Below are 13,785 nucleotides of genomic sequence, written 5' to 3' on the forward strand. Positions count from 1 at the left end.
CTTGCGCGTACTGCTCACCGGACACCAGGGCTACCTGGGCACCGTGATGGCCCCCTTGCTCGCGGCCGCCGGGCACAAGGTCGTCGGGCTGGACTCCGGCCTGTTCGCCGACTGCGTGCTGGGCCCGCAGCCCGTGGACCCGCCGGGGCCGCAGGTGGACCTGCGCGACGTCACGGCCGAACACCTGGCCGGGGTCGACGCCGTGATCCATCTGGCCGCTCTGTCCAACGACCCGCTGGGAGCGCTGGCGCCGGAACTCACCTACGACATCAACCACCACGCGTCCGTACGCCTCGCCCGGCTGGCCCGCGACGCCGGAGTGCGGCGCTTCCTGTACGCGTCCACCTGCTCGGTCTACGGCGCCGCCGGCGGCGGCGAGCTGGTGGCCGAGGACGCCCCGCTGCGCCCGGTGACGCCGTACGCGGAGTCCAAGGTGCGGGTGGAGGACGACCTGCACGCGCTCTCCGACGGCGACTTCAGCCCGGTGTTCATGCGCAACGCCACCGCCTTCGGCTACTCACCCCGGCTGCGCGCCGACATCGTGCTGAACAACCTGGTGGGCCACGCGTTCCTGTCCGGCGAGGTGCTGGTGCTCTCCGACGGCACCCCCTGGCGTCCGCTGGTGCACGCCGCCGACATCGCACGAGCCTTCACGGCGGCGCTGACCGCGCCGCGCGAGGCGGTGCACGACCGGGCGTTCAACATCGGCAGCGAGATCAACAACGTCACGGTCGCCGAGATCGCCGAGCAGGTCGCCGAGGCCGTGTCCGGCTCGAAGGTGCGGATCACCGGGGAGACCGGCGCCGATCCCCGTTCGTACCGCGTGGACTTCAGCCGGTTCCGCAACGCCGTACCCGGCTTCGACTGCGAGTGGACGGTGAAGCAGGGCGCGCTCGAACTCGCCGACGCCTACCGGAAACACGGGCTGACCCGGGAGGACTTCGAGCGCCGCTTCACCCGGCTGGCCGTGCTGCGCGCGGCGTCCGACGCCGGCGCCGTCGACGACACCCTGCGGCGGCGCCGATGACCGCAGCAGGCGAAGAGATATACCAGCTGGTGGAGCGGCTGTACCCGCTGTGCCGGAGCATCACCGGCGACGGTGTGCGCGCCACTCTGAAGATCGTCGACGAGTACGTCCCGCTGCAGGTGCACGAGGTGCCGACCGGAACCCGGGTGCTGGACTGGACGGTGCCGCAGGAGTGGAACATCCGGGACGCGTACATCGCCGACGCCGCCGGCAACCGGGTCGTCGACTTCGCCGCGTCCAACCTGCACGTGCTCGGCTACAGCGTGCCGGTCGCGGCGACCATGCCGCTGGACGAACTGCGCGGACACCTGCACACCCTGCCGGAGCACCCGTCCTGGGTGCCCTACCGCACCAGTTACTACCAGCCGGAGTGGGGGTTCTGCCTGGCGCAGGAGACGCTGGACGCCATGCCGGACGGCGAGTACCAGGTGCGCATCGACTCCACGCTCGCCGACGGCCACCTCACCTACGCCGAGCACGTGGTCCCCGGACAGGTCGCCGACGAGGTGATCGTCTCCTGCCACGTCTGCCACCCGTCGCTGGCCAACGACAACGTGGCCGGCATCGCTGTGGCGACCTATCTGGCGCGGTCGCTGGCGGAGCGGACACCGTGGTACACCTACCGGTTCCTGTTCGCGCCCGGCACCATCGGGGCGATCACCTGGCTGGCCCGCAACGCGGACCGGGTGAACGGGGCATCCCCTGCCCCGGGGGCCCCTCCCGGCCGACGGCCGGGGGAGGAGCCGAGAGCCGGGGGAAGGGTCAGACACGGGCTGGTGCTGGCCTGCGCCGGCGACCCGGGACAGCTGACGTACAAGCAGAGCAGGCGCGGCGACGCGGAGATCGACCGGGTGATGCGGCATGTGCTGCTCGCCTCCGACCGCCCGCACCGCGTCGCCGAGTTCACTCCGTACGGCTACGACGAGCGGCAGTTCTGCTCGCCCGGGTTCGATCTGGGCGTGGGCTCACTGAGCCGGACCCCGTACGCCGGCTACCCCGAGTACCACACCTCGGCGGACGACCTGGCCTTTGTCTCCCCGGAGGCGCTGGCGGACACTCTCGCCGTCTGCCTCGAGGCGTTCTCCGTGCTGGACCGCAACCGACGGTACGTCAACCTCAGTCCCTACGGCGAGCCGCAGCTGGGCCGACGGGGATTGTACGAATCCCTCGGCGGCCGCAGCGACGCGAAGCAGGCCCAGATGGCCATGCTCTGGGTGCTCAGCCTCTCCGACGGCGAGCACTCTCTGCTGGACGTCGCCCAGCGGTCCGGGCTGCCGTTCGACACCGTCGCCGACGCGGCCGACGCCCTGCACGGCGCCGGTCTGATCAAGGCATGACGCCGATGACCACCGAGGAGGAGAAGGCGAAGGCACCGGCGGGATCCACCCGGCGGACCTTCGCCGGCCGGCTGTCCTGGGGGCTGGCCGACCAGGCGGCCTCCAGCATCAGCAACTTCGCGGTGGGGATCTACGTGGCCCGCTCGCTGGGGGTGACCGCGTTCGGCGTGTTCAGCCTCGCCTGGGTGACCTACGGCGTGGTGCTCAACGTCTCCCGGGGCCTTGCCACCGACCCGCTCGTGGTGCGCTTCAGCGGCGTGTCGGACACGGCCTGGCGCGGGGCGGTGGCCCGGTCGTCGGGCACCGCGGTCGGCGTCGGCGCCGTCATCGGCGCGGCGGGTGTGGTGGCCGGCCTCGCCCTCGGCGGCCAGGTGGGGCCCGCGTTCGCCTGTCTCGGCGTGGTGCTGCCCGGGCTGCTGCTCCAAGACGCCTGGCGGTACTCGTTCTTCGCCGCGGGCACCGGGAAGAAGGCGTTCGTCAACGACCTCGTGTGGGGCGTCGCACTCGTCCCGGCCATGGTGGTGGCGGCCCGCGTGGGCAGCGTGGCCGCCTTCGTGCTCGCCTGGGGCGCGTCCGCGACGGTCGCCGCGGGGTACGGCTACGTCCAGTCCGGCATCCTGCCGCGCACGGCCCAGGCGCGCGCGTGGCTGCGCGAGCAGCGCGACCTCGGCTACCGGTATCTCGTCGAGAACGTCAGCCTCAGCGGCGCGAGCCAGCTGCGTGCGTACGGGCTCGGCGCGATCGTCGGGGTCGGCGCGGTGGGCGCGGTCCGGGGCGCCGAGCTGCTGCTCGGCCCGTTCCTCGCGGTGCTGATGGGCCTCTCGCTGGTCACCGTCGCGGAGGCGGCACGGGTCCTGCGGCGGGCCCCGCACCGCCTCGGCACGTTCTGCCTGCTGCTGGGAGGCGGGCAGGCCGTCGCCGCCGTGTTCTGGGGCGGGGCGCTGCTGCTGATGCCGGACCGGCTCGGCGAGCTCGTGCTCGGCGACGTCTGGCACTCCGCCGCACAGCTCATCGTGCCGGTCACCCTCGGCGTCGCCGGCGCCGGCCTCGGCACCGGCGCGGCGGCCGGGTTGCGCGCCCTCGCCGCGGCCCGGCGCAGCCTGCGCTGCCAATTGTTCGCCTCCGGCTGCTATGTGGCTGGTGGACTCGGCGGCGCGGCCATGGCCGGCACGGTCGGCTCGGCCTGGGGCGTCGCCACCGCGACCCTCGCCGCCTCCGCCGTGTGGTGGCTCCAGCTGCGCTCCGCCCAGCGCGAGCACCACCAGGACTCCATTCCCGAAGTGAGGACGCCATGACCGCCCGACCCAGGCTGAGCATCGGCCTGCCCGTGTACAACGGCGAGGAGTACCTCGCCGAATCCCTCGACGCCCTCCTCGGCCAGACCTACGAAAACTTCGAGCTGGTCATCTCCGACAACGCCTCGACCGACGGGACCGAGGACATCTGCCGCAAGTACGCGGCGCGGGACTCGCGCATCCGGTACCTGCGGCTGCCCCGGAACATCGGCGCCGCGCCGAACCACAACCATGTGTTCACCCGGTGCCGCGGCGAGCTGTTCAAGTGGGCCTCGCACGACGACCTGTACGCCCGGGACCTGCTGCGGCGCTGCGTGTCGGCGCTGGACGAGCGGCCGGACATGATCCTCGCGCACAGCGGCCAGGCGGTCATAGACGGCGACGGCCAGGTGAAAGTCCCATACGCGTACGGGCTCGCCACCGACTCGCCGCACGCGCCGGAGCGCTTCCGCAGCCTGCTGTTCGAACCCGGTGGCGACGACTTCTACGGGGTGATGCGGGCCGACGTACTGCGCCGGGTGAAGCCGCACGACAGCTACCACCACGCGGACCGCACATTCGTCGCCGAGATCGCCCTGCACGGGCCCTTCCACCAGGTGCCGGAGCTGCTGTACTTCCGCCGCGACCACCCCACCCGCGCCGAGCGGGCGAACCCTTCCAAGCGCTCCCGGTGCGTCAACCTGGATCCGCGCCGGGCGGGCCCGCTGCACCCGACGCCCCGGCTGCTCGCCGAGTACGTCTGGGGCTTCGTCTCGGCGATCCGGCGGGCCCCGTTGTCCCCGGCCGACCGGCGCGCCTGCCACCGCCACCTGGTCGCGTGGGCGGCCAGCCGGGTCCGGCCGGGCGCCGGCGAGCGGGTCGAGGACCGCGCCCCGGTCGACCCGGGCCGGCTCACCGTCTCCGTCGACGCCCTGGTCGCCGGCCGCAGAGGGAGGCAGGCATGACGCCCGCGAACGAGACTCCGGTGCGCGTCGGCGTGTTCGGCCTGCTCGGCTCCGGCAACCTCGGCAACGACGGGTCGCTCGAGGCCGTGCTCGGATACCTCCGCGCCGAGCACCCGGAGGCGGTCGTGGACGCGCTGTGCGGCGGACCCGAGGTCGTCGCGGCCCGGTACCGGATCCCCGCCACGCGGCTGCACTGGTACCGCGGGGAGTACCGGACCGCGTCGCGTGCGGGCGCGATCGCGGGCAAGGGCCTGGGCAAACTCGTCGACGCCGTCCGCACCGCCGCCTGGGTGCGCCGGCACGATGTGGTGATCGTGCCGGGCATGGGCGTCCTGGAAGCCACGCTGCCGCTGCGGCCGTGGGGTTTCCCGTACTCGCTGTTCCTGCTCTGCGCGTCCGGCCGGCTGTTCGGCACCCGGGTCGCGCTGGTCAGCGTCGGCGCGGACGCGATCGGCAACCGGCCGACCCGAACCCTGGTGCGCTGGTCGGCGCGGCTGGCCGCCTACCGGTCGTACCGGGACGCCCTGTCCCGCGACGCGATGCGGGCGATGGGCGTGGACACCGCGCGCGACGAGGTCTACCCGGACCTCGCATTCGCCCTGCCGACGCCGCCGGCGAGCGCGTCCCCGGGCGCTCCGGGCCGAGTCTGTCTCGGCGTCATGGCCTTCCACGGCGGCGACGACGACCGCGCCCGGGCCGAGGAGATCCATCGCCGCTACCTCGACGGGACGATCCGCTTCGTCCGCGCACTGGTCGAGGAGGGCAGGCCGGTCCGGCTGCTCACCGGCGACGAGTGCGACGCGCCGGTGGTCGCCGCGATCCTCGAGGCGGTGGACTCGCCGCTGGTCACCGCGGCCGGGGCGGCCTCCCTTGCCGACCTGATGAAGGAGACGGCGGCCGCCGACACCGTGGTGGCGACCCGCTACCACAACCTGATCTGCGCGCTGAAGGCCGGCACGCCGACGCTCGCACTCAGCTATGCGGCGAAGAGCGACGCGCTCATGGCTCGGATGGGGCTGGACGCGTACTGCCACCCGGCTCGCGAGGTCGACGCCGACCGGCTGCTCGAGCAGTTCCGGGCGCTGGAGAAGCAGTCGGCCCAGCTGCGGCGGACCCTTGCCGAGCGGAACAAGGACATCACCCGACGCCTCGAGCACCAGTTCACCGCCTTGACCGCGGCCCTGTTCCCGGCCGCCGACCACGCCCACGCCTTGCGGGAGGCTCCATGAACACGCCCGGAGTGAAAGCGACCGAAGTCCCGGAGATCGCCGGCACGTACCTGTTCGAGCCGACGCCGCACGCCGACGAACGCGGCTTCTTCTGCCGCACCTTCGACGCCGACGTGGTCCGCTCGGTGGGCCTGGACCCGGACGCCTTCGTTCAGGACAGCCTGTCCCGCTCGGTCCGGGGCGTGCTGCGCGGCCTGCACCTGCGCTCCGGCGCCGGCGAGGCCAAGCTGGTGAGGTGCTCGTACGGGAGGATCTTCGACGTCGTCGTGGACCTTCGGCCGGGCTCGCCGACATACCTCAACCGGGCCTTCTTCACGCTGTCCGACGAGACGCAGACGACCCTGTACATCCCGGCGGGATGCGCGCACGGCTTCCAGGCTCTGACCGACACCGCCGACGTCTCGTACCGGATCGACCGCCCGCACGATCCGGCCGAGGACGTGACGATCGCCTTCGACGACCCGGAACTCGCCGTTCCCTGGCCGCTGCCGGCCACATCGATGTCCATGCGGGACCGGGAGGCGCCGAGCCTCGCCGAGGTCGTGAAGCACAGAGAGAGCTGAGGCAGGCATGGACACCGAAGACACCGCAGACACCGCAGAGCTCCTCCTGCCCCGGTCGCGGACGGCGAACGAGCGGCTGCACGCCATGGTCCCCGGGGGCGCGCACACCTACGCCAAGGGCGACGACCAGTACCCCGACAACCTGGCCCCGGTCATCAGCCACGGCCGGGGCGCCCACGTGTGGGACATCGACGGCAACCGCTATGTCGAGTACGGCTCCGGCCTGCGGTCGGTCAGCCTCGGCCACGCCCACCCACGGGTGATCGAGGCGGTGCGAAGGGAGCTCGACCGCGGCAGCAACTTCGTCCGGCCGTCCATCGTGGAGCTCGAAGCCGCGGAACTCTTCCTGGCCACGGTGCCGACCGCCGAGATGGTGAAGTTCGCGAAGAACGGCTCCGACGCCACCACCGCCGCGGTGCGTCTCGCCCGCGCCGCCACCGGGCGTCCGCGGGTGGCGATCTGCGCCGACCATCCGTTCTTCTCCGTCGACGACTGGTTCATCGGCACCACGCCGATGTCCGCCGGCATCCCGGCGGCGACCGACGAGCTCACCGTGGCGTTCCCCTACGGGGACCTGGCCGCCACGGAGGAACTGCTCACCCGGTGCCGGGACGAGGTCGCCTGTCTGATCCTCGAACCCGCCACCCACACCGAACCGCCGCCCGGGTACCTCGCCGGCCTGCGCGAACTGGCCGACCGGCACGGCTGCGTACTGGTCTTCGACGAGATGATCACCGGCTTCCGCTGGTCCGAGGCGGGCGCCCAGGGCCTGTACGGCGTCGTCCCCGACCTCTCCACGTTCGGCAAGGCGCTGGGCAATGGATTCGCCGTCTCCGCGCTGGCCGGGCGCCGCGACCTGATGGAGCGGGGCGGGCTGCGTCACTCCGGCGACCGGGTGTTCCTGCTGTCCACCACGCACGGTGCGGAGACACACTCCCTGGCAGCTGCGATGGCCGTGCTCACCACCTACGTCGAAGAAGGCGTCACCGCGCGCCTGCACACCCTCGGCGAGCGGTTGGCCGCCGGTGTCCGCGACGCCGCGGCCGCCATGGGCGTCGGCGACCACATCGTCGTCCGGGGCCGGGCCAGCAACCTGGTCTTCGCCACCCTCGACGAGAACCGGCAGCCGTCGCAGCGGTACCGCACCCTGTTCCTGCGCCGGCTTCTCATGGGCGGGGTGCTGGCCCCGTCGTTCGTGGTGAGCAACGCGCTCGACGACGCCGACATCGATCACACCGTCGACGTGGTGGCCCAGGCGTGTGCGGTGTACCGGAAGGCACTGGACGCCGCCGACCCCACCCCCTGGCTGGCCGGACGACCGGTGAAGCCCGTCTTCCGCCGCCTGTCATGACGTGATGTGAGGTGACGTGACGTGACGTGACGTGATGTGACGACAGTGCCGCTCCCGCCGAACGGCGTCGGCCGTCCGACCGGTCAGCCGGCCAGCCGATCAGCCGTCCAGCCGGTCAGCCGTCCAGCCGTCCAGCCGGTCAGCCGTGCGGTCGACCAGCCACGCGGTCGCCGGCATCACCGCCAGCGCGGTGCACCAGCCGCCGAGTACATCGGTCGGGTAGTGCGCTCCCAGCGCGAGCTGCGCCCAGCCCATGGCGGCGCCGGCGACCAGCGCCGCGGCGAGCACGAGCAGCGTGCCGGCCGACCTGCCGAGGCCGAACCGGCCGGTCGCCAGCAGCGCCGCCACAAGGGCGAGCGCGGTGGCGAAGGCGGTGTGCCCACTCGGGTAGGACAGGTGCCCGCCGTGGATGGTGCGTCCCACCAGGAACTTGAGCATCGTCGTCGTCCCCACGGTCATGCCGACGCCGACCACGACGAGCACCGCTGCGCGAGGACGCCGAAGCAGCAGGCAGCCCGTCACGGTGGCCACGACCAGCACCGCCGCTCCCACGGGCTCCCCCAAGAAGTCCGTGGCCAGAGCGGCGTTCCGCCACGGCGGCCCCACATCGCCCACCGCCGCCCAGACCCGCACGTCCACCCTGCCGGGCTTGCTGTCGCCGGCGTACAGCACCCCGAGCACGCCGACCGCCAACGCGGCGAAGGCCGCAATCAGCCCGAGCCACACGCGCAGCGACGGGGGCAGCACCGCGGGCGCCGACCGGCCGCCCATCTGATGACCGGGGCCCGCGGTGCTGCCACCCGGGCCGATGAGCACGCGCGCCACCCGCCGCACGCCGTCGCAGACCATCCACCAGATGCGATGCACCTCCCCCTCCCGTCGGGGCCGACGCCGTGCCGCCGACCGCCACCGCGATGCCGCGCCCCCGAGAACCGCCCGCTGCCGCCCGCCGAAATGACCAGGCTCGTCGGACGTATGGGCTGCGCACGGCTGGACCGAGCACGGCTGCACACACGTCAAGGCGAACTGGGCTGGAGCCGACTTCCAGGCCCGCTCCGGCCAAGCGTTCCAGCGCCGCTGACGCTGATCGACGGCCTTCGGGTACTGCCGACCGCCAACTCCCCGCCGACGAGGCCCCGTTGCGTCCGATCCTGGCCCGCACGGCAGCAATGAGCCTGCAGCCCCGGATGCGCCGGCCCGTCCGGCACCCTGGCCAAGGGCGCCGGAATCAGTCTCTGCTCGTCACCCTAACCAACAATGCGGTCGGGGCACACCGCCGTCGGAAAGGCAACGCGTCCACCTACGCGCGCACAGGGATTGCGACTCGGCCCGATGCCTCTGCCTGCGGCAAGCCCGGCTCCGGCTCCCCACCGATCATCGAACGCACGCTCATCGACGCAAGCAGTTCCCTCCTTGCCGCTACGCAGGCATGCAAGCAGTTGCCGGGCCTCCTTCCGGAAGGAGGCAGCCGGAAGGAGGCAGCCGGAAAGCGGGCGAGTCCGGGTACCGGTCCTACGCCCCACAGCCGTATTTCTTGGCGAGCTTGGTGGCGGCCTCCCGCACCACGGCCGCATTGTTGCGGATCGCGGTGTCCCGGTCGACGAGGTCCTTCTCTTCCTCTTCCCCCTTTTTCGAGGGCTTGAGGAGCGTCACCGTGATGTACGGGGCGGTCGAGCCCATGCGGGCGGCGCAGCCGGCGGGCAGGTTGGCCTCGGCCTTGTCAGGGAGCACCCAGCCGGTGAAGCCGGGGCCGAGGGGGACGGAGTCCTTGGGTTTGTAGCCGGGATCGTTCCGGTTGTCCTCTATGACCAGTTTGTAGATCCCGCGGGGATAGTCGTTGTCCGCGTTGGCGCGCAGGATGCTGCAGGCCTTGAACACCGCGTAATCGGCGCTCTGGCCCTTGCTCTCCCACTCCTCCGCGCTGACCTCGCCCCCCTTGCCGTCGTCGATCAGCTCCGCCGTCTGCCGGCTGAGCGCGCCATGACACAGCGTCTGCGCCAGCGGCGGCTTCTCCTCGTCAGGCCACAGGCTCGCCGTCACGGCGGCCACCCCGGCAACACCGAGTACGACGGTCAGCGGCAGCCACTTCTTGTCCATAGGTCACTGTCCCATCGACTTGTCGGCGTCGCCCATGCCGTTCTGGTACCACTGCTCGGTGATCGCCTGGAGGTGGTCCTCGTACTCGCCGGGGCTCGCGTCCAGCTCCTCTTCCGTGAGCCCGCGCTTCATCGCCATCCCGCGGAGCATGCCGTACATCTGCTTCTGGCCCTCGTCGTAGTGCTTGATCATGTTTTCGCGAGTCTCTGCGTCGACCTTGGCGTTATCGTCGTTCTGGGAATCGGTCAGACCCCAGTCCACCGAGCGCTGGACCCCGTCGCCGACGATCGGGATGGGGGTCAGCAGTCCGCCCACGACGTGGTAGTTGACCATCTTCTTCCAGTTGTTGGCGTCCTTCTCCGCCTGGCCCAGGTCGTAGATGACATCGCCGCGCACGCCGTCGAGGTGACCGAGCACCGACGCGGACTGCTTGACCCAGGCCCGCAACTCCGGGTCCTCCTTGCGGAAGGACTCCTCCGGGAAGCGTGCGAGCCCCTCACCGGTGACTACGCTCTGCGAGCCGTGGATGATCTTGTAGGCGTTGGGGTCCTCCGCTGTGCCGCGGATGATCCGGGTGAGGTCGCCCCGGTCGATCTCGAGCTGGTTGAAGTCGGTGGGACCGTCCATCTTCTTGCCGAGGATCTGGTGCACGTCCGAGCCGTAGTCGGCGATCATGTCGGCCATCGGCAGTCGCATGGAGACGGGAATGGCGCTCTGGTTCGTCCTGAGCTCCTTCGTGTACTCGCCCATCACCCGTTCGAAGATCGCGGTCTCGGCGCCGTCGTGGTGAGCGGGCACCGGGTGCATCGGTGAGCCGGGCACGCGGCCGGTGGCCGCAGCCTCCAGCGCGAGGCCGAGCTCGGCGCGGGCCGAGGTGTACTGGGTCTCCACCGGCATCTTGCTCTCGACGTCGCCGCCCGGCCAGTCCCGGTCGTCCAGGAAGTACTTGAGGTTGTCGGTGGTGTTCGGGTCGAAGTAGTGGGTGGCGGCGGAGGGGTTGCGGCTCATGGCGTTCAGCAGGCCCTTCATCGGGTCCGCCTGCGTGCCCTGCCAGTGCTTCATGTGGCCGTCGTAGGCGTCTTCGTTGTTCGTCTCCCACTCGCGGATGGTGTTGCCGACCTCGTGCAGGAACGCCTCGCTGTAGAGCGGGTCGCCCTCGTCCTTCTTCCAGGGCGAGGACTTCTCCTTGGGGTCCTTGTTCGGGTCGTACACCTCGTCGCTGTCGAAGTCCGCGGCCATGAGCTTCGTCAACGCGCTCAGGCCGGCCGCCCCGCCCTCGAGTTGCCCCGGGTGCTGGCGGGGCAGACCGTTGCCGTCGCGGGCCGTGGTGATGAGCTTGTCGGTCCAGGCCGAGGTGACGCCGCCGGGAGAGCCGATCGACGAGTCGGGTCCGGTGGCAGTGGCGAGGGAGCCGGACAAGGCCTTGTACAGGCGGGCGTCGGTGGCGGAGAGCTGGCCGTCGCGGCCGCCCGCCTCCAGGCTGCCGGCGAGCAGCAGCACGGCCTCCTGCTGGTCGCGACCCCGGTAACTGAGGTTCGTCATCAACTGCTCGGCGAAGGCAGGCGAGTCCTTGCCGCCCTCGGCGAGCTGCAGCAGCCGCTCGCGCTCCTTGCCATCGAGGTGTTCCCAGCGGGCGTACAGCTTGGCGGCCTCCCGGCCGTTCTCCGCCTGCTGCTTCTCCTCCTCGCGCAGCTTCTTCGCCTCGGCCACGCCGCCGATGTCGGTACTGCCGAAGTCGTTCGGGTGATTCTTGATCAGCGCGCGAAGGCCCCAGGCGCACAACTCGTCGGCCTCGGCCGCCCGCTTGAGGATGCCTTCGATCTTGCCTCGCAGCGCCTCGAACTGCGCTTCCGTGGCGATCGGTTCGGTGCTGTCCTTTGATCGGCGGTCCGGATGGACGCGGTGGCTGAGGACGCCGTTCGGGTAGATGGTGATGCCCGGTGGCGGGTTCTCGTACGTGGTCTTCAGGTCATCCTGCGCGGACTTCAGCAGGGTGCTCGCGTCTTGGATGAGATCGCGTACAGATTCAGCTTCGGTGACGGCGTCGCTGAACTCCTTGGCCGTCTTGGTGACGAACTCCTTCGTCACGGAGGCGTTCTCACCGCGCCAGGTGGACTTGCCGGCCTTGGACGTCATGGCCGACGCGTCCGTCTTGAGCTGCGTCAGCTTGGCGATCATCTCGGTCCACTGTGTTGCAGCGGTGTTCAGCGGGCCGAGCTTGGCGTTCAGAAGCTGCTCGAACGTGGGCATGTCTGGCTCGGCTCCTTATCGGAAGTACTTGTCGATCTGAGATGCGGACACTGCGCCGTCGACGCCCGGTGCGACTGGGCCGACGATGCGCAGCTGCGCCGCGATCCAGTCGTCTTCGGCCTTGTTGGACTTCTTCGTGTAGTTGAGGTGGTTGGAGATATGGGCACACGCCTGGAGGAGGGTCTTGACCTGTGTCTCCCAGGTCTTGTTCACCTCACTCAGGGCCGCACCTGAGTCGAAGCCGTCACCCTTCAGACTCGTGCCCGCGGTCTCGCTAACCGCGTTCGCGTGCTTGCCGGCCGATTCAAGGCCGATGAACAGCCCGTGTGCGGCATGGCCGATCTCTCCCAGATCGTCGTCCTCCACAACGTAATCCCCGGACCCCTTCACAGGGGTGGACCCTCCCGTGCTGTCCGCCTTGTTCAGCCGCATGGCGACAGCCGCCTTCTCCGCAGCCCACTCGTCCTCGAACGACATCGTCGACACCCCCGTATCCGATTCCACAGGCTTCCCTGCCGGCCGCGCTACCCGCGCGGTTCCCGGGCTCAACCCAGACAGTTGATCATAAGTGCGAGTTCTTCACGTGCGATCGATATCACGGAGCATCTCATCGCAAAGGGCCACGTCAGAGGTAGGCCTGATGTCGAAGGATGGGTGTCAGCAGGTATAGATTCGTCGACGAAGATCGACAAGAGTTCGGCCCGCGGCGACTCTCCGGCCAGGGAGAGACAGACGCCATGGCAAAGCCACCACAGACCAGAGGCAGGAGGGAGGCCGGATAAGTTGCTGTTCTGGCGGATGTTCCTGTCGAACGCCCTCATGCTCCTGGTCGCGACCGCGCTGCTCATAGGCCGCAAGCTCCGCAACAAGATCCCGACGGCGTGCAGCGAACTCCTCGCAGCCCTGGGCTGGCCCCGCGGAGGCAGGCCCCCGCACCGCAGCCATGGTCAGAGCGACGCACGCTCCATGCGGCGGCGCCGCAGGCCGTAGCGGGTGACCCCACGCGGCTTGAACACCGACAGGCCGGCCGCCGTCAGCAGGGCTGCGATCGCCGCCCCGGCGTCGGCCACCAGCTGTACCCGCAAGCCCTGAAGCTCCCCGCCCTCGAGCGCGGCCCGAGCGGCCGCGTCGGCCAGGTGACCGACCGGCTGCATGTGCACCAGCAGCAGCACCAAGGCGAGAGTGGTGATCAGCAGTTTCGCGATCACCCAGTAGTGGCGGAACAACCCCCACACCGTCCCGAAAGACTGCACCACCCCGCTGATCAGCGTCGCCGCGCCCAGCGGCACGATCACCGCCCAGCCCACGACGTCCATCGCCACGTAGGCAGCCCGCGCCGTCTCCGCATCGGCAGTGGACAGGCCGGTCACGGCCAGCGCCAGGAAGGCGCCGACCGCGCCGAGCCAGCCCAGCGAGAACGTCACATGCGCGGTGAGCAGCGACTTGCGTACGGCGGAGGGGAACGGCTTCACGAGCCGTGCCCCACCATGCCGCCACCGGCCAGGTGCACCGCCAGGAACGCCACCACCAGGACGACGGCTATCGCGGCGGACACCCTCACCCAGCGCGGCGTGTGATGCTCCTCCTCCGGCAGCCGGCCCGAAGACCTCGGCCAATCAGACACAGCGCCTCCCAGACCAATCCAAGATTTTTCAAGACAACCCGTCTCGCTCTCAGGCAAAGTGTATCGGC

Annotated in this window: 13 protein-coding genes; 7 read left to right on the forward strand and 6 right to left on the reverse strand. The window is 70.6% G+C overall.

What is annotated here, in order from left to right; all coding sequences use genetic code 11:
- The first annotated feature begins 1 nt into the window (after position 1).
- Genes QCN29_RS06665 through QCN29_RS06695 form a run of 7 tightly spaced genes read left to right on the forward strand, consistent with a single transcriptional unit; the run spans position 2 to position 7,746 of the window.
- On the forward strand, positions 2–1,027 hold the full coding sequence (locus QCN29_RS06665) for an NAD-dependent epimerase/dehydratase family protein (protein ID WP_279926781.1): 1,026 nt from the start codon (positions 2–4) through the stop codon (positions 1,025–1,027).
- Positions 1,024–2,364 (forward strand): DUF4910 domain-containing protein, encoded by a 1,341-nt coding sequence (locus QCN29_RS06670; protein WP_279926782.1) that lies wholly within the window; start codon positions 1,024–1,026, stop codon positions 2,362–2,364. Before QCN29_RS06665 ends, QCN29_RS06670 begins: the two co-directional genes overlap by 4 nt.
- On the forward strand, positions 2,361–3,659 hold the full coding sequence (locus tag QCN29_RS06675; protein WP_398859138.1) for a hypothetical protein: 1,299 nt from the start codon (positions 2,361–2,363) through the stop codon (positions 3,657–3,659). The genes QCN29_RS06670 and QCN29_RS06675 overlap by 4 nt, the downstream gene beginning before the upstream one ends.
- Positions 3,656–4,603: a glycosyltransferase family 2 protein gene (locus QCN29_RS06680; protein ID WP_279926783.1), complete on the forward strand. Its 948-nt coding sequence runs from the start codon at positions 3,656–3,658 to the stop codon at positions 4,601–4,603. The genes QCN29_RS06675 and QCN29_RS06680 overlap by 4 nt, the downstream gene beginning before the upstream one ends.
- Positions 4,600–5,832: a polysaccharide pyruvyl transferase family protein gene (locus QCN29_RS06685; protein WP_279926784.1), complete on the forward strand. Its 1,233-nt coding sequence runs from the start codon at positions 4,600–4,602 to the stop codon at positions 5,830–5,832. Before QCN29_RS06680 ends, QCN29_RS06685 begins: the two co-directional genes overlap by 4 nt.
- An 11-nt stretch (positions 5,833–5,843) precedes the next feature.
- A complete protein-coding gene (gene rfbC / locus QCN29_RS06690) occupies positions 5,844–6,395 on the forward strand; it encodes a dTDP-4-dehydrorhamnose 3,5-epimerase (protein WP_279926950.1) in 552 nt (183 codons plus the stop codon).
- A 7-nt stretch (positions 6,396–6,402) separates the two neighbouring features.
- Positions 6,403–7,746: a glutamate-1-semialdehyde 2,1-aminomutase gene (locus QCN29_RS06695; RefSeq protein ID WP_279926785.1), complete on the forward strand. Its 1,344-nt coding sequence runs from the start codon at positions 6,403–6,405 to the stop codon at positions 7,744–7,746.
- A gap of 99 nt (positions 7,747–7,845) precedes the next feature.
- On the opposite strand, the gene QCN29_RS06700 is transcribed toward QCN29_RS06695, so the two are convergent.
- From QCN29_RS06700 to QCN29_RS06725, 6 genes are all read right to left on the reverse strand, one after another.
- On the reverse strand, positions 7,846–8,517 hold the full coding sequence (locus tag QCN29_RS06700) for a phosphatase PAP2 family protein (protein ID WP_279926951.1): 672 nt from the start codon (positions 8,515–8,517) through the stop codon (positions 7,846–7,848).
- 741 nt (positions 8,518–9,258) lie between these two features.
- Positions 9,259–9,843, reverse strand: a complete 585-nt coding sequence (locus QCN29_RS06705; protein ID WP_279926786.1) for a hypothetical protein — start codon at positions 9,841–9,843, stop codon at positions 9,259–9,261.
- A gap of 3 nt (positions 9,844–9,846) precedes the next feature.
- Positions 9,847–12,093, reverse strand: a complete 2,247-nt coding sequence (locus QCN29_RS06710) for a DUF6571 family protein (protein ID WP_279926787.1) — start codon at positions 12,091–12,093, stop codon at positions 9,847–9,849.
- Positions 12,094–12,108: 15 nt separating this feature from the next.
- Positions 12,109–12,570: a hypothetical protein gene (locus QCN29_RS06715; RefSeq protein ID WP_279926952.1), complete on the reverse strand. Its 462-nt coding sequence runs from the start codon at positions 12,568–12,570 to the stop codon at positions 12,109–12,111.
- Between the two features lie 470 nt (positions 12,571–13,040).
- Positions 13,041–13,565: a hypothetical protein gene (locus QCN29_RS06720; protein ID WP_240137633.1), complete on the reverse strand. Its 525-nt coding sequence runs from the start codon at positions 13,563–13,565 to the stop codon at positions 13,041–13,043.
- Entirely contained in the window at positions 13,562–13,717 is a 156-nt protein-coding gene (locus QCN29_RS06725; protein ID WP_240137634.1) for a hypothetical protein, read from the reverse strand. Before QCN29_RS06725 ends, QCN29_RS06720 begins: the two co-directional genes overlap by 4 nt.
- Positions 13,718–13,785 lie beyond the last annotated feature (68 nt).

The sequence above is a fragment of the Streptomyces chengmaiensis genome, assembly GCF_029846775.1.
GTDB classification, from domain to species: domain Bacteria; phylum Actinomycetota; class Actinomycetes; order Streptomycetales; family Streptomycetaceae; genus Streptomyces; species Streptomyces chengmaiensis.